The 18,189-nt window shown below is 71.5% G+C and carries 19 protein-coding genes; 11 read left to right on the top strand and 8 right to left on the bottom strand.

Features of this window, described 5'->3' with window-relative positions; translation table 11 throughout:
• Positions 1 to 35 precede the first annotated feature (35 nt).
• From FBY40_RS00240 to FBY40_RS00220, 5 genes are read left to right on the top strand one after another with little or no spacing between them, the layout of a single operon-like run.
• Positions 36 to 2,417: a glycoside hydrolase family 3 N-terminal domain-containing protein gene (locus tag FBY40_RS00240; RefSeq protein ID WP_141935380.1), complete on the top strand. Its 2,382-nt coding sequence runs from the start codon at positions 36 to 38 to the stop codon at positions 2,415 to 2,417.
• The gene (locus FBY40_RS00235) at positions 2,414 to 3,400 is read left to right on the top strand and encodes a sugar phosphate isomerase/epimerase family protein (protein ID WP_141935378.1); all 987 of its coding nucleotides are present in this window, start codon (positions 2,414 to 2,416) and stop codon (positions 3,398 to 3,400) included. Before FBY40_RS00240 ends, FBY40_RS00235 begins: the two co-directional genes overlap by 4 nt.
• The gene (locus FBY40_RS00230; protein WP_141935376.1) at positions 3,397 to 5,124 is read left to right on the top strand and encodes a dihydroxyacetone kinase family protein; all 1,728 of its coding nucleotides are present in this window, start codon (positions 3,397 to 3,399) and stop codon (positions 5,122 to 5,124) included. Before FBY40_RS00235 ends, FBY40_RS00230 begins: the two co-directional genes overlap by 4 nt.
• Positions 5,124 to 5,594, top strand: a complete 471-nt coding sequence (locus FBY40_RS00225; protein ID WP_141935374.1) for a ribose-5-phosphate isomerase — start codon at positions 5,124 to 5,126, stop codon at positions 5,592 to 5,594. The genes FBY40_RS00230 and FBY40_RS00225 overlap by 1 nt, the downstream gene beginning before the upstream one ends.
• Positions 5,591 to 6,544: a 3-hydroxyacyl-CoA dehydrogenase family protein gene (locus FBY40_RS00220; RefSeq protein ID WP_141935373.1), complete on the top strand. Its 954-nt coding sequence runs from the start codon at positions 5,591 to 5,593 to the stop codon at positions 6,542 to 6,544. The genes FBY40_RS00225 and FBY40_RS00220 overlap by 4 nt, the downstream gene beginning before the upstream one ends.
• Positions 6,545 to 6,608: 64 nt before the next feature.
• On the opposite strand, the gene FBY40_RS00215 is transcribed toward FBY40_RS00220, so the two are convergent.
• From FBY40_RS00215 to FBY40_RS00190, 6 genes are all read right to left on the bottom strand, one after another.
• Entirely contained in the window at positions 6,609 to 7,316 is a 708-nt protein-coding gene (locus tag FBY40_RS00215) for an aquaporin (protein ID WP_200830015.1), read from the bottom strand.
• 50 nt (positions 7,317 to 7,366) lie between these two features.
• The gene (locus tag FBY40_RS00210; protein WP_141935369.1) at positions 7,367 to 8,029 is read right to left on the bottom strand and encodes an arsenate reductase/protein-tyrosine-phosphatase family protein; all 663 of its coding nucleotides are present in this window, start codon (positions 8,027 to 8,029) and stop codon (positions 7,367 to 7,369) included.
• Entirely contained in the window at positions 8,026 to 8,439 is a 414-nt protein-coding gene (locus FBY40_RS00205; RefSeq protein WP_141935367.1) for an arsenate reductase ArsC, read from the bottom strand. Before FBY40_RS00205 ends, FBY40_RS00210 begins: the two co-directional genes overlap by 4 nt.
• A 55-nt stretch (positions 8,440 to 8,494) precedes the next feature.
• On the bottom strand, positions 8,495 to 9,385 hold the full coding sequence (locus tag FBY40_RS00200; protein ID WP_141935365.1) for a metalloregulator ArsR/SmtB family transcription factor: 891 nt from the start codon (positions 9,383 to 9,385) through the stop codon (positions 8,495 to 8,497).
• A 64-nt stretch (positions 9,386 to 9,449) separates the two neighbouring features.
• Entirely contained in the window at positions 9,450 to 9,938 is a 489-nt protein-coding gene (locus FBY40_RS00195) for a GNAT family N-acetyltransferase (RefSeq protein WP_235014392.1), read from the bottom strand.
• 17 nt (positions 9,939 to 9,955) lie between these two features.
• A complete protein-coding gene (locus FBY40_RS00190) occupies positions 9,956 to 11,263 on the bottom strand; it encodes an NAD(P)-binding domain-containing protein (RefSeq protein ID WP_141935362.1) in 1,308 nt (435 codons plus the stop codon).
• An 82-nt stretch (positions 11,264 to 11,345) separates the two neighbouring features.
• Here FBY40_RS00190 and FBY40_RS00185 point away from each other — a divergent pair, with 82 nt between their 5' ends.
• A complete protein-coding gene (locus FBY40_RS00185) occupies positions 11,346 to 11,696 on the top strand; it encodes an ArsR/SmtB family transcription factor (protein ID WP_141935360.1) in 351 nt (116 codons plus the stop codon).
• On the opposite strand, the gene FBY40_RS00180 is transcribed toward FBY40_RS00185, so the two are convergent.
• Positions 11,648 to 12,319, bottom strand: a complete 672-nt coding sequence (locus FBY40_RS00180) for a TetR/AcrR family transcriptional regulator (protein ID WP_141935359.1) — start codon at positions 12,317 to 12,319, stop codon at positions 11,648 to 11,650. The two genes, FBY40_RS00185 and FBY40_RS00180, sit on opposite strands and share 49 nt — an antisense overlap.
• A 4-nt stretch (positions 12,320 to 12,323) precedes the next feature.
• Positions 12,324 to 13,247, bottom strand: coding sequence for a DMT family transporter (locus tag FBY40_RS00175; protein ID WP_141935357.1), 924 nt, complete (start codon positions 13,245 to 13,247; stop codon positions 12,324 to 12,326).
• Positions 13,248 to 13,277: 30 nt separating this feature from the next.
• Between FBY40_RS00175 and FBY40_RS00170 the strand changes: the two genes are divergently transcribed.
• The 5 genes from FBY40_RS00170 to paaI all read left to right on the top strand — a co-directional run bounded on the left by FBY40_RS00170 (position 13,278) and on the right by paaI (position 17,956).
• Positions 13,278 to 13,769, top strand: a complete 492-nt coding sequence (locus FBY40_RS00170; RefSeq protein WP_141935355.1) for a MarR family winged helix-turn-helix transcriptional regulator — start codon at positions 13,278 to 13,280, stop codon at positions 13,767 to 13,769.
• Between the two features lie 92 nt (positions 13,770 to 13,861).
• The gene (locus tag FBY40_RS00165) at positions 13,862 to 14,602 is read left to right on the top strand and encodes an enoyl-CoA hydratase/isomerase family protein (RefSeq protein ID WP_141935353.1); all 741 of its coding nucleotides are present in this window, start codon (positions 13,862 to 13,864) and stop codon (positions 14,600 to 14,602) included.
• Positions 14,599 to 15,504: a 3-hydroxyacyl-CoA dehydrogenase family protein gene (locus FBY40_RS00160; protein ID WP_141935351.1), complete on the top strand. Its 906-nt coding sequence runs from the start codon at positions 14,599 to 14,601 to the stop codon at positions 15,502 to 15,504. The genes FBY40_RS00165 and FBY40_RS00160 overlap by 4 nt, the downstream gene beginning before the upstream one ends.
• Positions 15,489 to 17,561, top strand: coding sequence for a phenylacetic acid degradation bifunctional protein PaaZ (gene paaZ, locus FBY40_RS00155; RefSeq protein ID WP_141935350.1), 2,073 nt, complete (start codon positions 15,489 to 15,491; stop codon positions 17,559 to 17,561). The genes FBY40_RS00160 and paaZ overlap by 16 nt, the downstream gene beginning before the upstream one ends.
• A gap of 5 nt (positions 17,562 to 17,566) precedes the next feature.
• Positions 17,567 to 17,956 carry a hydroxyphenylacetyl-CoA thioesterase PaaI gene (gene paaI / locus FBY40_RS00150; RefSeq protein ID WP_141939942.1) on the top strand — a complete coding sequence of 130 codons (390 nt, stop codon included), beginning with the start codon at positions 17,567 to 17,569 and terminating at the stop codon, positions 17,954 to 17,956.
• The last annotated feature ends 233 nt before the right edge of the window (positions 17,957 to 18,189 follow it).

Here is an 18,189-nt window from a genome sequence, read left to right as displayed (position 1 = left end):
ATTGTTGTATCGAACGACAAATGCGGGAGTCAAGGATGACGGATGTGACGGATGTCCCACCTGGGACGCTGAGCCGGGCCGATCGGCCCTCCTGGTCTGATCCGTCCGTCGACCCGTCGGCGAGGGTCGAGGCGCTGCTCGCCGCGATGACCGACGACGAGAAGGTCGCCCAGCTCGGCGGCTACTGGGCCGACACGCGTGATTCGACGCAGCTCATCGCACCGATGCAGGATGTGCTGTCGCGCGGCCGGCCGCCGTTCGTCGAAGCGGTGCGCGACGGGATCGGCCATCTCACCCGGGTGTTCGGGGTCACGCCCGTGAGCGCGCGGGAGGGTATGCAGAAGGTGCAGGACGCCCAGCGTCACCTGCGGGAGAGCACGCGCCTGGGAATCCCCGCGGTCGTGCACGAGGAGTGCCTGACCGGTTTCACGACTTTCGGTGCGACGGTCTATCCCGCCTCGATGGCGTGGGCGGCGACCTTCGATGCCGATCTCGTCCGCGAGATGGCAGCCGCGATCGGTGCCGACATGCGCGCGGTCGGTGCACACCACGGTCTTTCCCCCGTGCTCGACGTGGTCACCGACTACCGGTGGGGCCGGGTGGAGGAGACCCTGGGCGAAGACCCCTACGTCGTCGGGACGCTCGCGACCGCGTATGTCCAGGGCCTGCAGCACAGCGGCATCATCGCGACGCTCAAGCACTTCGCCGGCCACGCCACCTCCCGCGGTGGGCGCAACCACGCCCCGGTCTCGCTCGGCGAGCGGGAGCTGCGCGACCTCGTCCTCCCGCCCTTCGAGATGGCCGTCCGGGTCGGCGGGGCGGCCAGCGTCATGAACTCGTACACCGAGCTCGATCGCGTGCCGGCGGCCGCCGACCGGTGGCTGCTGACCGACCTGCTCCGCGACGAGTGGGGTTTCACCGGCACCGTCGTGTCGGACTACTGGGCGGTGGCGTTCCTGAAATCGAAGCATCAGGTCGCCGAATCGATGGCGGATGCCGGTCGGCTCGCGCTCCACGCGGGCATCGACGTCGAGCTCCCCGACATCGCCGCCTACCGGCTCCTCCACGACGATGACCCCGACCCCGCCCGCACGGCGACAGACATCGACACCGCCGTGCGCCGCCTGCTGCACCAGAAGCTCGAGCTCGGCCTCCTCGACGCCGGGTGGGCGCCGCCCGAGCCGGTCGACGTCGATCTCGACAGTCCGCGCAATCGCGACATCGCGCGTCGGCTGGCGGAGGAATCCATCATCCTGCTCGACAACGGCCGGGGAGTCCTTCCCCTGGAGTCCTCGGTGCGTCGGATCGCCGTGGTCGGTCCCATCGCAGACGACCCGCGCGCCATGATGGGCGCCTACTCTTACCCGATCCACGTGATGCCCCGGCACCCCGAGATGGGTCTGGGCGTCGACACCGTCACGATCCCCGAGGCGCTTCGACGCGCGTTCCCGCACGCCGACGTGCGTGTCGAGGAGGGCGTCCCCCTCACCGACCCCGCCGACGACGCCGCGTTCGCGCGCGCCGCCGACGCCGCGGCATCCGCTGATGTGGTCATCGCCGTCGTGGGCGATCGTGCCGGCATGTTCGGCCGGGGCACCTCGGGTGAGGGCTCGGATGCGCCCGACCTCGACCTCCCCGGTGAGCAGGGCCGGCTCGTCGAGGCCATGCTGGCGACGGAGACGCCCGTGGTGCTCGTCGTGATGTCGGGCCGCCCCTACGCGCTCGGGGCGTACACCGAGCGGGCGGCCGCCGTCGTGCAGGCCTTCATGCCCGGGATCGAGGGAGCGACGGCGCTCGCCGGGGTGCTCTCGGGTGCGGTCAACCCCAGCGGGCATCTGCCGGTGCAGATTCCGCGGACCGGTGACGCCCTCCCGCACACCTACCTCGCACCGCCGCTCGGACAGGACGGCGACCGCATCAGCAACCTCTCGATCGCCCCGGCCTTCCCTTTCGGACACGGTCTGTCGTACACCTCGTTCACGCTCGGCGACGTCCGGCTCGATACCGATCGCATCGCCCCCGACGGTCGCGTGGTCGCTACCGTCGACGTGCGCAACACCGGTGAACGCTCCGGCGCGACCGTCGTGCAGCTCTATGCCGCCGACCCCGTGGCGCAGGTGACGCGCCCCGTCCGCCAGCTGGTGGGATACGCCCGGGTGCACCTCGCACCCGGAGACGCCGCTGCCGTGCGTTTCTCCCTGCACGCCGATCGGTTCTCGTTCACCGGGCTCGACCGCCGCCGCATCGTCGAACCGGGCCGCATCGAGCTCGTCGCAGGTCTGTCGCTTACCGACACCTCGGGCATCGCCGAACTGACGATCGACGGCCCCGTCCGCGTCGTCGATGAGCCGGTGCTCATCACTCCGGTCGAGGTTGTGGCGATCACCCACGAACCCACCGAAGGAGATGCGGGATGACGGACTTCCTCGCCGCTGACTGGCCGATCGCAGCGGCAGCGCTGCCCTTCTCCGGCCGCACCCCCGATGGTCGGGCCGTCGCGGAAGCGGGACCGGACGTCTGGCGCGAGGTGCTGGTCGAGGTCGCCGACGCCGGTTTCGATCGGATCGACCTGACCGACTCCTGGCTCCGCGTGGGCGACCTCGATCCCCGCGGCCTCGCCGACTTCGACGCGGTGGCGGCGGAGGCGGGTGTCGTCCCGGCATCGATCTCCGCCATCCGATGCAGTGTCATCGATCGTGATCGCGGCGTGGAGAATCTGGCCTACAGCCACCGCACGCTCGACGCGGCGGCCGCGCTGGGGATCGAAACGGTCTCCTTCGGCCTCCATCAGGCGCTGACGCCCGCGCAGCAGGCGCAGCTGTGGTTCTGGACCGTCGAGGGTCATCGCGACGACCCGGCCGACTGGGACACCGCGGTGGCTCGCCTGCAGGAACTCGGTCGTCACGCCGCCGATCTCGGCATCCTCGTCTCTCTCGAGATGTACGAGGACACGTTCCTGGGTTCGGCCGACTCCGCGGTGCGCCTCGTGACCGACATCGGCATGGACAATGTCGGCCTCAACCCCGACATCGGCAACCTCGTCCGCCTCCACCGGCCGATCGAGCCGTGGTGGGAGGTGGTGGAGAAGACCCTTCCCTACGCGAACTTCTGGCATGTGAAGAACTACGCCCGAGATGAGGATGTCGCGCGCGACATGTACACCGCCGTGCCCGCGCCCTTGGCGTACGGCCTCATCGACTACCGCCGAGCGTTCCGGTACGCGATCGAGCAGGGGTTCCAGGGTGTGATCTGCGTCGAGAACTACGGCGGCGACGGGCTGACCGTCTGCGCGGACAACCGCGACTACCTGCGACGCCACGTGCTGCCCAAGCGCGGGGGGTACACCCGCGGCGCCAGCCGGGTGCGTCAGATCGGCCACGCACAGAGAGGTGCAGCATGACGAGAATCCACAACGACCCGTCCGCGTTCGTCTCCCAGGCGCTCGCGGGGTTCGTGGCGGCCCACCCGGGCCTCATCCGCGCTGTCGACGGGGGAGTGGTGCGCGCCGCGCCCGCACCGCGGGGGAGCGTCGCGGTGGTGGTCGGCGGCGGCTCGGGCCACTACCCCGCGTTCGCGGGGGTCGTCGGCCAGGGCCTCGCGGCCGGTGCCGTGTGCGGGAACATCTTCACCTCGCCGTCGGCGGGGCAGGCGTACCGCGTGGCGAAGGCGGCCCATCGGGGCGGCGGTGTGCTGTTCAGCTTCGGCAACTACGCCGGCGACGTGCTGCATTTCGGCGAGGCTGAGGAGCGCCTGCGCGCCGAGGGCATCGACGCCCGGACGGTGCTCTGCACCGACGACATCGCCAGTGCCCCGATCGACGAGCTCGACAAGCGTCGCGGCATCGCCGGCGACTTCGTCGTGTTCAAGGTCGCAGGCGCTGCCGCGGAGCGCGGTGACGACATCGACGAGGTGGAGCGGCTCGCGCGCCTCGCCAATCACCGCACCCGGACCCTCGGCGTCGCTTTCGGCGGGTGCACGTTCCCGGGCGCGGACGCACCGCTGTTCACCGTGCCGGAGGGGATGATGTCGATCGGACTCGGCATCCACGGCGAGCCCGGCATCCGCGATGTGCCGCGCACGAGCTCCGCCGAGCTCGCCGGCATCCTCGTCGACCAGCTTCTGGCCGATGTTCCCGAGCCCCGCGGCGACCGAGCCGCGGTCATCGTCAACGGCCTCGGTTCGGTGAAGTACGAAGAGCTCTTCGTCCTCTTCGGCGATGTCGCCGCGCGACTGCGGGACGCGGGGGTGACCGTCGTCGAGCCCGAGGTCGGCGAACTCGTCACGAGCCTCGACATGGCGGGGGCATCGGTAACCCTGCTCTGGCTGGACGATGAGCTCGAACCGCTGTGGGGCGCACCGGCGTACACGCCGGCGTACCGCAAGGGCGCCGTCGCCCCGGTCGCGCCGGTCGACGAGCAGGAGGAGGCCGCCGAAAACGTGGCCGCCGCCGACGTCGCGGCCGCATCGGACTGGTCACGTGCCGCCGCGGCGACGGCGCTCACCTACCTCGAGGCCGCCCGCGCGGTCATCCATGAGAACGAAGCCGAGCTCGGTCGCATCGACGCCATCGCCGGGGACGGCGACCACGGTGTCGGCATGCGCACGGGCATCGACGCCGCGTCCACCGCCGCTGATCCGTCCGTCGGCCTCTCCGCGATGCTCACCACCGCCGGAGACGCGTGGAGTGAGAAGGCCGGGGGCACCTCGGGCGCGCTGTGGGGCGCGATGCTCGCGGCCGTCGGGCGCGCACTCGACGACGACAACGTCGGCGACCGTGCGGCGCTGGGCGCCGCCGCCCGCGCAGCGCTCGACGCCGTCACCTCTCGCGGCGGCGCGACGGTCGGCGACAAGACCATGGTCGACGCGCTCGACCCGTACGTCCGCACGCTCGAGGAGCGCCTGCGGGCCGGGGGCTCGATCGCCGCGGCGTTGCTCGCCGCGGCGGGGGCCGCGTCGACCGCGGCGGAGGAGACGGCGGCGCTCCGCCCGAAACTCGGTCGTGCCCGCCCGCTCGCAGAGAAGAGCGTCGGCCACCCCGACGCGGGAGCGACCTCGCTCGCCCTCATCGCCATCGCCATCGCCCGCACCGCCGGGCACGACGAGACATCCCGGAAGGACCAGTGATGACCGACACCCTGCGGATCGTCGTCGGAAGCGACGACGCCGGCTACGAGTACAAGACCGCACTGAAGGAGCTGCTCGAGGCAGACGAGCGGGTGGCGATGGTGACCGATGTCGGCGTGGGCGGCGATGAGCACACCGACTACCCCCACGTCGCGGTCGAGGCCGCTCGGCGCGTCGCGGAGGGGGAGGCCGATCGTGCGCTCCTCATCTGCGGAACCGGGCTCGGCGTGGCGATCTCGGCGAACAAGGTGCGGGGGGTGCGCGCCGTCACCGCTCACGACAGCTACTCGGTCGAGCGCTCCGTGCTGAGCAACAATGCCCAGGTGCTGACGATGGGGCAGCGCGTGATCGGACTGGAGCTCGCCAAGCGACTCGTCCACGAGTGGCTCGATTACCGTTTCGACCCGGCATCCGCATCGGCGACGAAGGTCGCCGCGATCGACGCCTACGACCGCGAGGTGACCGCATGAGCCGCATCGCGATCGTCGGCAGCGGCTATATGGGCGGAGGGATGGCGCAGGTGTTCGCCCTCGGCGGTCACGACGTCGTCATCTCCGACGTGACGGCCGAGATCGCCGCGGCGAACCTCGAGCGCATCCGCACCGAGACAGCCCAGTTCGAGGAGCAGGGTCTGTTCACGCTCGGAGCGACCGACACCATCACCTCCCGGATCTCGGCGGCCGACAGCATCGAGGCGGCCGTCGCCGACGCCGAGTTCGTCGAGGAGGCGGTGCCCGAACGCATCGAGATCAAGCACGAGACGCTCCGACGCATCTCGGAAGCCGCACCGGCGGCGGCCGTGATCGGCAGCAACACCTCGACCATCTCCATCGCCGCCCTTGCCGAGGCCGTCACCCGACCCGAACGGTTCCTCGGCGTGCACTTCTCCAACCCCGCGCCCTTCGTGCCCGGGGTGGAGATCATCCCGCACGCGGCGACCGACGAGGCGGCCATCCGGGCATCCGAGGAGCTCATCGCCGGGTCGGGCAAGGTGCCCGCGCGCGTGAAGGATGTCACCGGGTTCGTGCTGAACCGTCTGCAGTACGCCCTGTTCCACGAGGCGACCCAGCTCGTCGAAGAGGGCGTGGCGACGCCGGAGGACATCGACGCCGTCGTCCGGTCGACGTTCGGGTTCCGCCTGCCGTTCTTCGGGCCGTTCGCGATCGCCGACATGGCGGGCCTCGACGTGTACGCCTTCTGCTACGCCTCGCTGCAGGGCACATTCCCGGAGCGCTTCGCGACACCGGCGATCCTCGCGGAGCGGGTCGCTGCCGGAGAGCTCGGCACGAAGACCGGCTCGGGGTTCCGCGACATCGAGCCGGAACGGATCGCCGAGCTCATCGCGTATCGCAACCGGGCCTACGCCAAGATGGCGCAGCTTCTCGACGAGCTGGGCCCGTCCCCCTTCGACGCGCAATGACAATTCGCACGGCGATCGGCGCAACGTCGGTCGCCGTGCGCGCGGTCGCCCGTGCGGGGGTGGATCACCGCGTGTGCGATGCCGTTGCGCCCCGGGGTTCGGCGGGGAAGAGCAGGGCGATGAGGCCCATCGCCACGATCGCACCCACGAGCTGGGCGCCGGCGAACCACATCGCCGACACCGGTGCGATGCCTGCGAACGTATCGGTGAAGATGCGCCCGAGGGTGACCGCCGGATTGGCGAAGGAGGTCGAGCTGGTGAACCAGTACGCCGCACCGATGTACGCACCGACCGAGGTGGCGATCACGGGGATGGTCCGTTGCGTCCTGGTGAGGCCTGCGATGAGCATCACCAGCCCTGCCGTCGCGACGACCTCTGCGAGGAGGGTCGCCGGGGTGGCTCGGTCGGTGGTGGAGATCGACGTCTGGACGTCGAACATCGCGTTCGCCAGGATCGCGCCCCCGATTCCGCCGGCCGCCTGAGCCACCAGGTACACGCCGAGTGTGCGGGGGCTCAGCCCGGAGCGGTCCGCGCGGCCGAGGAGGGCGTCGGTGAGCGAGACCACAGGGTTGAAGTGCGCGCCCGAGACCGGTGCGAACAGCAGGATGAGGACGCCGAGGCCGAGCGCGGTGGCGAAGGAGTTCTCCAGCAGCTGGAGCCCGACGTCATCCGAGAGCCGCTGCGCCGCGATGCCTGAGCCGACGACGACGGCGACCAGCAGTCCCGTGCCGAGGAACTCGGCCAGCGCGCGCCGCCCTACGGCAGGGCGCACGCCGTCGACCGTCGGAGCGGGACCGGGTGCGGTGTCGGGCAGTTCGGTGGTCACGACGGGGTCGCCGCGAGACCGGGAACGAGCTCGCCGAGCAGCTGCTCGACGTGCGCGCGGACATCGTCGCGCACCCGGCGGACGTCGTCCAGGTCGAGGTCGGCCGGGTCGGCGAGCTGCCAGTCGAGGTACCGTTTGCCCGGGTACAGGGGGCAGGCGTCGCCGCAGCCCATCGTGACGACGGCGTCGGCGGCGCGCACGACGTCGTCCGTCAGGGGCTTGGGGAATTCGTCGCCGACCTCGACGCCGATCTCGGCCAGCACGGTGACGACCTGCGCGTTGATCTCGGCGGCCGGCTGAGAGCCTGCCGACCGCACGTGCACACGTTCGCCGGCCAGGTGGCGGGTGAGCGCCGCCGCCATCTGCGATCGTCCGGAGTTCTGCACGCAGACGTACAGGATCTCCGGAACGGGCTTCGCGATGAGGCCCTTCGACTGCGCGAGCGCCGTCAGCCGGTCGCGGGCGAACTTCTCCGTGACGCTCGGGAGGTGGCTGGACACCGTCGCAGTCCGTGCGAGCGCCGCGTACGACTCGAACACCACGCGTTCGACGGTCTCTTCGTTCACCATGCCGGTGAAGCTCTGCGCGAGGCGCTGTGCGGCGCGGTGGAGGACCGCTTCGTTGGACAGCAGCCCGTTCATCCCGGATGCGACGCTCATGACGCGCTTGCAGGAGTGAGTTCGGAGAGCAGGTTCTCGATCCGGCCGCGGATGTCGTCGCGGATGCGACGGACGGCGTCGATGCCCTGACCGGCCGGGTCTTCGAGCTCCCAGTCCTCGTAGCGCTTGCCGGGGAAGATCGGGCACGCGTCGCCGCAGCCCATCGTGATGACGACGTCGGACTCCTTCACGGCCTCGACGGTGAGCACCTTCGGCTGCTGCCCGGCGATGTCGATGCCCTCTTCGGCCATCGCCTCGACGGCGACGGGGTTGATCTGGTCCTTAGGTGCGGACCCGGCGGAGAGCACCTCGACGCGATCGCCCCCCAGCTCGCGGAGGAATCCGGCCGCCATCTGCGACCTTCCGGCGTTGTGGACGCAGACGAACAGGACGGTGGGCTTGTCGGACATCCGGTCCTCCCTTTCTCGTGGTTGAGAAAAGCATAGACCAGCATCTATCAATTGCCTAGGCCGCGGTCACCGGCAGCTCGGAGAGCAGGCCGCGCACACGGGACTCGATGTCGTCCCGGATGCGTCGGACGGTGGCGGCGGGCTTGCCGACCGGATCTTCGATCTCCCAGTCGAGGTAACGGCGCCCGGGGTAGACCGGGCAGGCGTCGCCGCATCCCATCGTGATCACCCAGTCCGCGGCCCGTACCGCCTCGTCGCTCAGGGGCTTCGGGAACTCACCGCCGAGCGGCACCCCGATCTCATCGAGGGCGTGGACGATCGAGGAGCGCACATCTGCGGCGGGGGCGGATCCCGCCGTCCGGACGACGACCCGGTCGCCGGCGAGCTGGCGGAGGATTCCGGCCGCGATCTGCGAACGACCGGCGTTTTGCACACACACGAACAGGACGGAGGGTCGGTCGGGTGCACGGCCCTCGATGCGGGTCAGATCGTCGAGCCGGGATGCCGCGAACGCGGCCGTGCGGGAGGCTTCGAGCGCCGGCCGCCCCGCCGCGGTGAGCATACGGTGGCTGTCGGTGACGTAGCGGGTCACGGTCTCGGGACTGAACACCCCGCGATAGCGGGCCGTCAGGTCGTCGATGACGCGGGACAGGTCGGCCTCGCCCGACGCGTCCGGCGCCGGGCCCAGGAGGGCGCTCACGCGTTCCTCGTGCGCCGGGTCGAGGGAGTACCAGACCCGCCTGCCGTCCTTCTCCCGGCGGACGATGCCCTCGGCGTGGAGGGCGGCCATGTGGTGGCTGACCGTGGGCTGGCGCAGGCGCAGCGCCTCGGCCAGGCGCCCGACGAGGACGCGCCCGTCGGCGCTGTCGCGCATCATCCGCAGGATCCGGGCGCGGGTCGGGTCGGCCAGCAGGGCCAGTCCCGCGTCATCCTTCCCCGCACTCATAGACGGCAGTCTATGCGCCGACGAGCGGCGACGGGGGAGGCGGCTGCGAGGTCGCGAGAGACGTTCAGCGGCCGTTGCGGCGCGAGCGGCGCTCGAGGAACACCGTCGACCGCCACTGGCCGGCGTGCGGACCGTTCGTCGACCGCGCGATCCGCTCACGGGTACCGACGATCCGGAACCCGGCGCGCTCGTGCAGACGCAGGCTGGCGACGTTCTCGGGGAAGATGCTCGACTGCACCGTCCAGAACCCGGCCTGGTCGGCGGCATCCAGGAACTCCTCGAGCAGAGCGATGCCGATTCCGAACCCCCGGGCCGCGGAGTCGACGTACACCGAGTGCTCGATGACGCCCCGATACACCTCGCGCGCGGAGACGCGCGACGCGGCCACCCACCCGACCACCCTTCCGTCCCGTTCTGCGACGAGGCGGGGATGCGCGACCTTGCCGCCGTCGAACTGCTCCCACGAGGGAACCGTGCTCTCGAAGGTGGCCTCGCCCTCGGCGATGCCCTCGGCGAGGATCGCCTCCACGCGCGGCCAGTCCGCCGCCGTCATCGCCCGAACCGAGATCATCAGCAGCACGAACCCCCGAGGTCGGTCGAGCAGACGCCGGTCGACGGCAGGGTGAGGGCCACCGTTGTCGCCGCGGCCATGTCGCCGGCGACCCATGCCACGATCGAGCGCACCTGCTCGTATCCGGTCGCGAGGAGGAACGTCGGCGCCCGGCCGTAGGACTTCATGCCCGCGAGGAAGAAGCCGGGTTCGGGATGCCGCAGCTCGGCGAATCCGTGGGGCTCGACCGTGCCGCAGGTGTGGACATTCGGGTCGATGAGCGGGGCGAGGCGTCGAGGTGCTTCGACGATCTCGTCGAGGTCGAGGCGGATCTCGCGGAGCATGGCGAGGTCGGGTCGGAACCCGGTCGCGGCGACGACGAGGTCGGTGTCGTGGAGGGCGGCCTCGCCGCGGCGGGTCCCCAGCAGGCGGATGCCGCCCTCGTGCGCGACGACCCGCGAGATCTCGAACGAGTCGATGCGGCGGATGCGGCCGCTGTCGACGAGCGCGTCGACCCGCGACCCGAGACGGGCCCGGTCGGTGAGCTCGTCGTCGGGGGAGGTGGTGACGCGGACGGCGCCGGCGTTGCGGATCAGCCACGTCACGCGGGTGTCGGGCTCTTCGTCGGCCAGGGTCGCCAGGGCGATGAGGGTGTTCGCCGCGGAGTGCCCGGCGCCCACGACCGTGACGTCGCGGCCGGCGAACCGAGCGCGATCGCGGCCGGCGACGTCGGGGAGGGCGTGGAGGATGCGGTCGGACACCTCGGCCGCGCCCAGGGGGTCGAGGCCCGAGGAGGCGAGCGGGTTCGGGGTGGTGTACGTGCCCGAGGCGTCGATCACCGCGCGTGCGGTGAGGTCGACGATCTCACCGCCGCGGTCGAGGCGCAGGAGGAAGGGGGTGTCGGCGCGGCCCGCGGTCCGCGTGCGGTCCATGCCTTCGCGGGTGACGGCGAGCACCCGGGTGCCGTAGTGCACGTGCGGAGCGATCTCGTCGAGTGCGGCGAGCGGCTCCAGCAGCCGGTCGGCCAGTTCGTGACCGGTCGGTGCGACATCGAGGTCGGCGGGAGCCGCCCAGCCGCGGCGTTCGAGCAGGCGCTGCGCGGCCTGGTCGATGAGGTGGCGCCACGGCGAGAACAGGCGGGTGTGTCCCCAGAGTCGAACGCCGGATGCGGGTGCGGGCCCGGCTTCGTAGACGTCGAACGCGATGCCGCGCTCCGCCAGGTGGGCCGCCGCGGCGAGCCCGATCGGGCCGGCGCCGATGATGGCGACGGGGAGGGTGGCCAGGCGCGGCGTCGTGCGCGTGCGCGGGGCGAGGTCGAGGAGTGTCATCCCGAAACCTTCCGTATCGATGAACGTCGATTCAGTATGGAAGGGTCTATCGATGGTTGTCAATATCGATTAGCATCGATGCATGGCCACTGCTCTGCCGCTCATCGACACCCCGACCACGGTCTGCTGCGCGCCTCTCACGCGCGAGCCGCTGGGGCGGAGCGACGCGGAGAGTCTGGCGACGCAGCTGAAGGCGCTCGCCGATCCGGCCAGGCTCCGGCTCCTGTCGATCGTGGCGTCCTCGCCCGATCAGGAGGCCTGCGTGTGCGACCTCATCGAACCGCTGGGTCTCGCCCAGCCGACGGTGTCGCACCACCTGAAGGTGTTGACGACCGCGGGCTTCCTCTCGCGTTCGCAACGGGGGACATGGGCGTACTACCGGCTTCAGCCCGAGGCCCTGCCCTCGGTCGCGGCGGTGCTGACGTCGCCCTGACCGGGTCGTCGGTGGCGGGGACGCAGGCCCTCGAGGGCCGTCGCGAGGACCGCGTCGGCCAGCGAGTCGGCATCGAGTGCGCCGCCCGGGCGGTACCACTCGGTGAGCGAATTGACCATGCCGAACACCAGACGGGTGGCGACGGCCGCATCGACGTCGGGGCGCAGCATCCCCTCGTCCTGGGCGCGGGTGACGACCTCGGTCACCCGGTGATCGAACGCCCGGCGGCGCTCGAGCGCCGCGTGCTCGACCGGACTGTTGCCGCGGACGCGCAGCAGCAGCGTGACCTCGGGGAGCTTCTGCACGAGGACGCCGACGGCGCCCCGGATCACCCGCTCGAGCTGCGCGCCCGCCTCGGCCGCCGGGTGGTCGAAGACGCCCTCCAGGGCGGTGAGGGCGTCGTCGAGGGCGAGGCCGAGCAGCTCGTCCTTCGAGGAGAAGTGGTGGTAAAGCGCCGATTTGGTCACACCCAGGCGGTCGGCGAGATCGGCGACCGAGGTCGCGTCGTATCCCTTCTCGATGAAGAGCGCGACGGCGACGGCGAGGACCTGCTCCCGATCGTTCCCCGGTCGTCCCCGTCGCCCGCGCGGGGCCGCGCCCGCGGGTGCGGTGTCGCTCGTCACCCGCTCACTCTCGCACAGCGCCCGCCGGGACAGCGAGCGCCGGCCCGTCCGCCGCGGGGCGCCGGACGGGCCGGCGAGCACGTCGCTGCGTGAGGAGGATCGCCGCCCCGATCAGCACCAGGCCGAAGATCTGCAGCGCGGTGAGCGACTCGCCCGCGAGCGCTACTCCGAGGATCACCCCCGTGGCCGGGTTCAGGAGTCCGACGGTGCCGACGGTGGAGGCGGAGAGGTGGCGAAGCCCTGCGAACCAGCAGAGGAAGGCCAGCGCCGTCGCGACGATCGCGATGGCCGCGTACGCCGTCGCACTGCTCACCGACACCGCCGGGGGCGGTCCCTCGACGACGATCGCGATGGCCAGGAGGATCGCGCCGCCCGCGATCAACTGCCAGGACGTCGTGGCCACCAGCGGAAGGTCATCGCGCCACCGGGTGGTGAGGACCGCGCCCAGCGATGACAGCACGAGCGCGGTGAGCGACACCGCTGCGCCGAGGGGGTCGATGCCGCCGGTGGCCGCGCCGATGAGCAGGACGGCCCCGACGACGCCCACGAGCACGGCCACGCCCGCTGCGGCTGTCGGTCGCTGCCCGAGGAGCGGCCACGCGATGATCCCCAGCACGACGGGCGCGAGGGCCATCACCGATGCCGCCATCGAGGTGGGCAGGAGCTGCGCGGCGAGGTAGACGAGCACGAAGAACGCGCCGAAGTTCAGGATGCCGAGGATCACGGCCTTCCCCCACCAGGCGCCGCGCGGCAGACGCCGCGCGATGAGAAGGAGGAGAAGACCCGCGGGAAGCGCCCGCAGGGCGGCGCCCCAGAGGGGGGCGTCCGCCGGGAGGAAGTGCCGCGTCACGTAGTACGTCGCGCCCCAGCTGATCGGGGCCACCGCCGTCACGAGCAGCCATCGCCATTTAGTTTCCACGGAAGACATCATAGCTTCCACGGAAGATAGAATCCACCCATGTCCGAAACACGCGGGGACCACGTCGATCGCATCCGGGCCCAGTGGCTCGCGGCGCGACCGCATGTCGACACATCGCCGATCGAGGTCATCGGGCGGCTCGCGCGCGTCAACGACGCGGTACGCGAGCAGCTCATCGGCCTGTACCGCGAGTTCGGGCTCGGAGAGGGCGAGTTCGATGTGCTGGCCACCCTGCGTCGCTCCGGAGAGCTCAATCCGACCGAACTCGCCGCTCAGACGATGGTCACGAGCGGAGCCGTCTCCAAGCGGTTGGATCGGCTCGAGTCGGCGGGGCTCGTGCGCCGCCGCGGCAGCGACGTCGATGGCCGCGGCCGGGTCGTCGCGCTCACGGACGACGGGCGCGCTCTCATCGACCGCGCCTTCGACGCGCACATGGAGAACGAGCGCCGTCTCCTCGGCTCGCTCGATGCGGCTGATCGCGATGCCCTCGTCCGGGTGCTCCGGAAATGGGGAGGCGCCCTGGGCACCTGACCCCGGCCCGTCGTTGCACGCGGCACCGCCGCCTGACAGAATTACTGAACGATCGGTCTGCAACACATTCGCGACGAAGCGGAAGGCCCCGGATGACCCGCCCACCCCTGCGCGTCGAGCACGCCGGCGACCGGAGCGTCGTCACCCTCGACCGCCCCGAGGTGCGCAATGCCATCGACCAGGCCACCGTCGACGCGCTGCACGCAGTCTGCGCCGAGCTCGAGCGTGAACCCCGCATCCTCCTCCTCGCCGGCTCGGGTGGCGTGTTCGCCTCGGGTGCCGACATCGCCGAGCTGCGCGACCGCCGCGCCGCCGACGCGCGCCGGGCGATCAACCAGGCGGTCTTCACCCGCATCCGCGCCCTGCCGATGCCCGTGATCGCGGCGCTCGACGGCTACGCCCTCGGGGGCGGAGCCGAGCTCGCCTACGCCGCCGACCTGCGCATCGCGACGCCGACGCTGAAGATCGGCAACCCCGAGACCGGCCTCGGCATCATCGCCGCCGCCGGTGCGACGTGGCGTCTCCCCGCGATCGTGGGCGACGCACGCGCGGCGGAGATGCTCCTCACCGGACGCATCCTCGACGCCGAGGAGGCCCTGTCGTGGGGGCTCGTGTCGGCCCTCCATCCGGCTGACGACCTCCTCCCCGCCGCGCACGTCCTCGCCGACCGCATCACGCGGAACGATCCCCTCGCCACCCGCTACACGAAGCAGGTGCTCCGCGCCGAGCCGCGCGACCAGCCCCCGCTCGTGAACGAACTGCAGGCCGAGCTGTTCGAAAGCCCGGAGAAGATCCGCCGCATGACCGCCTTCCTCGAACGGAGAGCCCGATGACGGATGCCGCAGAGGCAGCGCCCCGCCCCGACGTCCCGACCGGTCCCGTTGCGGCGCCACCGCGGGTCGCGGTGCTCGGCGGCGGACGGATGGGGGCCGGGATCGCCCACGCGTTCGTGCTCGCCGGGTCGGAGGTCACGGTCGTCGAGCGCGACCCCGAGGCGGCCGAGGCGGCGCGCGGTCGCATCCTCGCGAGCATCGGCGATTCGATCCGCCGCGGAGCGACCGACCGCTCGGAGGCGGCGCTCGCGGCATCCGTCCACCTCTCCACCGACGTGACCGACTTCGCGGGCGCGGGTCTCGTCGTCGAAGCCGTGCCCGAAGACCGGATGCTCAAGCGCGACGCGCTCGCGCGCATCGAGGCGGTCGTCGCGGGCGACGCCGTGCTCGCCACCAACACCTCGTCGATCGGCATCGCCGCGCTCGCCGGCGCGCTGGAGGACCCCGCCCGCTTTCTGGGGCTGCACTTCTTCAACCCCGTACCCGCGTCGCGCCTGGTCGAGATCGTCGTCGGCGACACCACCGCACCCGCGGTCGTCGAGAGCGCGCGCGGGTGGGTGGCGGCGATCGGCAAGACCCCGATCGTCGTGCGTGACGCCCCCGGCTTCGCCTCCAGCCGCCTCGGCCTCGCCCTCGCCCTCGAGGCCATGCGCATGGTCGAGACCGGCGTCGCGAGCCCGGCAGACATCGATACGGCCATGGAGCTCGGCTACCGTCATCCCGCAGGGCCCCTCCGCACCACCGACATCGTCGGACTCGACGTCCGCCTCGCCATCGCCGAGGAGCTGCAGGCCACCCTCGGCGACCGCTTCGCCCCGCCCGACCTGCTGCGCCGGATGGTCGCCGAGGGCCACCTCGGCCGCAAGACCGGGCGCGGTTTCTACGAATGGAGCACGCCGTGACCGACATCCTTCCCAGCTACATCCGCGACGGCTGGTGGGCGCCGGCGGAGGATCCGGATGCCGCGGAGATCCTCGACGCCTCGACCGGCGAACCGGTCGTGCGGTTGAGCACCCGAGGCCTCGACCTCGCCGCGGTGCTCGAGCATGCCCGCACCGTCGGGCAGGAGAGCCTCGGTGCGCTGACCTTCCACCAGCGGGCGGTGCTGCTGAAGGAGTTCGCCCTGGTGCTGCAGGAGCGGAAGGACGAGCTCTATGTCCTCTCCGAGCGAGCCGGATCCACGCGCCGCGACTCGCTCAACGACGTCGACGGGGGCATCGGCGTGCTGTTCACGTACTCGTCGAAGGGGCGCCGCGAGCTCCCGAACGCGAAGGTCTACGTCGACGGGCCGGTCGAGCCGCTCTCGAAGGACGGATCGTTCCTGGGCCGGCATGTCTACACGCGCCTTCCGGGGGTCGCGGTGCAGATCAACGCCTTCAACTTTCCGGTGTGGGGCGCGCTGGAGAAATTCGCCCCGGCATTCCTCGCGGGCGTCCCCACCGTGGTCAAGCCCGCCTCGCCGACCGCCTACATCGCCGAAGCATGGGTGCGCATGCTCGCCGAGACCGGACGCCTCCCGGCCGGATCGCTGCAGCTGGTGAGCGGCGGCGTCCCCGACATCCTCGCCGCGCTGCGCCTCGGCGACCTCGTCGGCTTCACCGGCAGCGCGACGACCGCGGTGCGCCTGCGCGAGCAGACCCCCGACGGCGTGCGATTCACCGCCGAGACCGACTCCATCAACGCCTCGGTGCTCGGCCCCGACGCCGCGCCCGGGACCCCCGAGTTCGACGCGTACGTCCGCCAGCTGCTGGTCGAGATGACCACCAAGGCGGGTCAGAAGTGCACCGCGATCCGCCGGGCCATCGTTCCCGCGGCGTCGGTCGACGCCGTCGTCACCGCACTGGGGGAGAAGATCGCCGAGAAGGTCGTGATCGGCGACCCGCGCGGTGCGGGCGTCACGATGGGACCCGTGGTCTCGCGCGCGCAGCGCGACGAGGTGGTGCGGCAGGTGCGGGCGCTGCAGGATGCCGGGGGCCGTCTGCTCCTCGGGTCGCTCGACGCCCCCGAGGTCGTGCATGCCGACGGCTCGGTCGGCCTCGCGCCCGAGGGGGCGTTCGTCTCGCCCATCCTCGTCGGATTCGAGGATGCGACGGCGCCGGCCGTCCACGAGATCGAGGCGTTCGGGCCCGTCGCGAGCGTGCTCCCCTACGCCTCCCTCGCCGAGGCGGCCGACCTCGTCGACCGCGGTGGCGGATCGCTGGTGACGTCGGTCGCGACGAACGATCCGGATGTCGCGGTGGAGCTCATGACCCGGATCGCCGCCTTCAACGGCCGCGTGCTGTTCCTGAGCCGCGAGAACGCGCGCACCTCGACCGGGCACGGCGCGCCCGTGCCGCACCTGGTCCACGGCGGGCCCGGCCGCGCGGGCGGCGGGGAGGAGCTCGGCGGCATCCGCGCTGTTCTCCACCACATGCAGCGCACCGCCGTGCAGGGCTCACCCGAGATGCTGACCGCGCTCACCGGGGTGTGGCACGCCGGCGCCGGGTCGCAGCCGGGCGGGACGCATCCCTTCCGCAAATCGCTCGCCGAACTGCGGATCGGCGACCAGGTGGCGTCCGAGACCCGGGAGGTCGCACTCGACGACATCGAGACCTTCGCCCGGTTCACCGGCGACACCTTCTACGCCCACATGGACGAGCAGGCAGCGGCCGCCAACCCGTTCTTCCCCGGCCGCGTCGCCCACGGATATCTGCTGGTGTCGTGGGCCGCGGGTCTGTTCGTCGACCCGGCGCCGGGGCCGGTGCTCGCCAACTACGGCCTCGAGAACCTGCGCTTCGTCACGCCGGTGTCGCCCGGCGATGAGATCCGCGTCATCCTCACCGCCAAGCAGATCACGCCGCGCGAGACCGACGAGTACGGCGAGGTGCGGTGGGACGCGGTCATCCGCAACCAGCGCGACGAGATCGTCGCGACCTACGACGTGCTGACCCTCGTCGCGAAGGAGGCGGCGTCGGTGTGAGACGGATGCTCGAGCAGGACCGCACCTTCCACGCGTTCGGCATGGAGGTGATCGTCGACGAGCCGGGGCGGGCGGTCATCCGGATGCCGGTGCGCGACGACATGACGAACGGCTTCGCCATCACGCACGGCGGCGTCGTGTTCGCCCTGGCCGACACCGCCTTCGCCGTCGCCTGCAACGAGCCCGACGGTCCCATCACCGTGTCGGTCGGCGCCGACATCGTCTTCTTCCGCTCCACGCGGCCGGGTGACGTCCTCACCGCGGAGGCGCATCACCGCGTCACCCGGGGGAGGACCGGGCTCTACGACGTCACGGTGACCGACGCCGAAGGCGCGGTGGTCGCCGAGTTCCGCGGGCACGCCCGCCGCACCGATCGGCGCCTCGACGACGCCTGACGCTCGGCCGTAGCATCCGCTCGCCTGTCACGTTGTGCGGTCGGGCGTAGCCGATTGCGACAGGCGAGCGGTGTGGGGTGGCGGCGCGGGTGGTTCGCCTGTCACGTTGTGCGGTCGGGTGCGGCCGATTGCGACAGGCGAGCGGTGTGGGGTGGGGGGGGCGTGTGGGCGGCTGGTTGCCGTCGAGACGGCGGCGGCCTAGAATTACTGAACGAGCGGTCTGTAAAGGAGTC

It is taken from the genome of Microbacterium sp. SLBN-154 (genome assembly GCF_006715565.1).
GTDB lineage: Bacteria > Actinomycetota > Actinomycetes > Actinomycetales > Microbacteriaceae > Microbacterium.
The sequence above is the reverse complement of the archived record's forward strand: the minus strand, read 5'-3'. Positions and strand labels throughout refer to the sequence as shown.

Excerpts from the sequence above, each read along its gene's own strand:
- FBY40_RS00240 (WP_141935380.1), top strand. The coding sequence starts at position 36 with ATGACGGATGTGACGGATGTCCCACCTGGGACGCTGAGCCGGGCCGAT.
- FBY40_RS00235 (WP_141935378.1), top strand. The coding sequence starts at position 2,414 with ATGACGGACTTCCTCGCCGCTGACTGGCCGATCGCAGCGGCAGCGCTG.
- FBY40_RS00230 (WP_141935376.1), top strand. The coding sequence starts at position 3,397 with ATGACGAGAATCCACAACGACCCGTCCGCGTTCGTCTCCCAGGCGCTC.
- FBY40_RS00225 (WP_141935374.1), top strand. The coding sequence starts at position 5,124 with ATGACCGACACCCTGCGGATCGTCGTCGGAAGCGACGACGCCGGCTAC.
- FBY40_RS00220 (WP_141935373.1), top strand. The coding sequence starts at position 5,591 with ATGAGCCGCATCGCGATCGTCGGCAGCGGCTATATGGGCGGAGGGATG.
- FBY40_RS00210 (WP_141935369.1), bottom strand. The coding sequence starts at position 8,029 with ATGAGCGTCGCATCCGGGATGAACGGGCTGCTGTCCAACGAAGCGGTC.
- FBY40_RS00205 (WP_141935367.1), bottom strand. The coding sequence starts at position 8,439 with ATGTCCGACAAGCCCACCGTCCTGTTCGTCTGCGTCCACAACGCCGGA.
- FBY40_RS00200 (WP_141935365.1), bottom strand. The coding sequence starts at position 9,385 with ATGAGTGCGGGGAAGGATGACGCGGGACTGGCCCTGCTGGCCGACCCG.
- FBY40_RS00195 (WP_235014392.1), bottom strand. The coding sequence starts at position 9,938 with ATGACGGCGGCGGACTGGCCGCGCGTGGAGGCGATCCTCGCCGAGGGC.
- FBY40_RS00190 (WP_141935362.1), bottom strand. The coding sequence starts at position 11,263 with ATGACACTCCTCGACCTCGCCCCGCGCACGCGCACGACGCCGCGCCTG.
- FBY40_RS00185 (WP_141935360.1), top strand. The coding sequence starts at position 11,346 with ATGGCCACTGCTCTGCCGCTCATCGACACCCCGACCACGGTCTGCTGC.
- FBY40_RS00175 (WP_141935357.1), bottom strand. The coding sequence starts at position 13,247 with ATGTCTTCCGTGGAAACTAAATGGCGATGGCTGCTCGTGACGGCGGTG.
- FBY40_RS00170 (WP_141935355.1), top strand. The coding sequence starts at position 13,278 with ATGTCCGAAACACGCGGGGACCACGTCGATCGCATCCGGGCCCAGTGG.
- FBY40_RS00165 (WP_141935353.1), top strand. The coding sequence starts at position 13,862 with ATGACCCGCCCACCCCTGCGCGTCGAGCACGCCGGCGACCGGAGCGTC.
- FBY40_RS00160 (WP_141935351.1), top strand. The coding sequence starts at position 14,599 with ATGACGGATGCCGCAGAGGCAGCGCCCCGCCCCGACGTCCCGACCGGT.
- paaZ (WP_141935350.1), top strand. The coding sequence starts at position 15,489 with ATGGAGCACGCCGTGACCGACATCCTTCCCAGCTACATCCGCGACGGC.
- paaI (WP_141939942.1), top strand. The coding sequence starts at position 17,567 with ATGCTCGAGCAGGACCGCACCTTCCACGCGTTCGGCATGGAGGTGATC.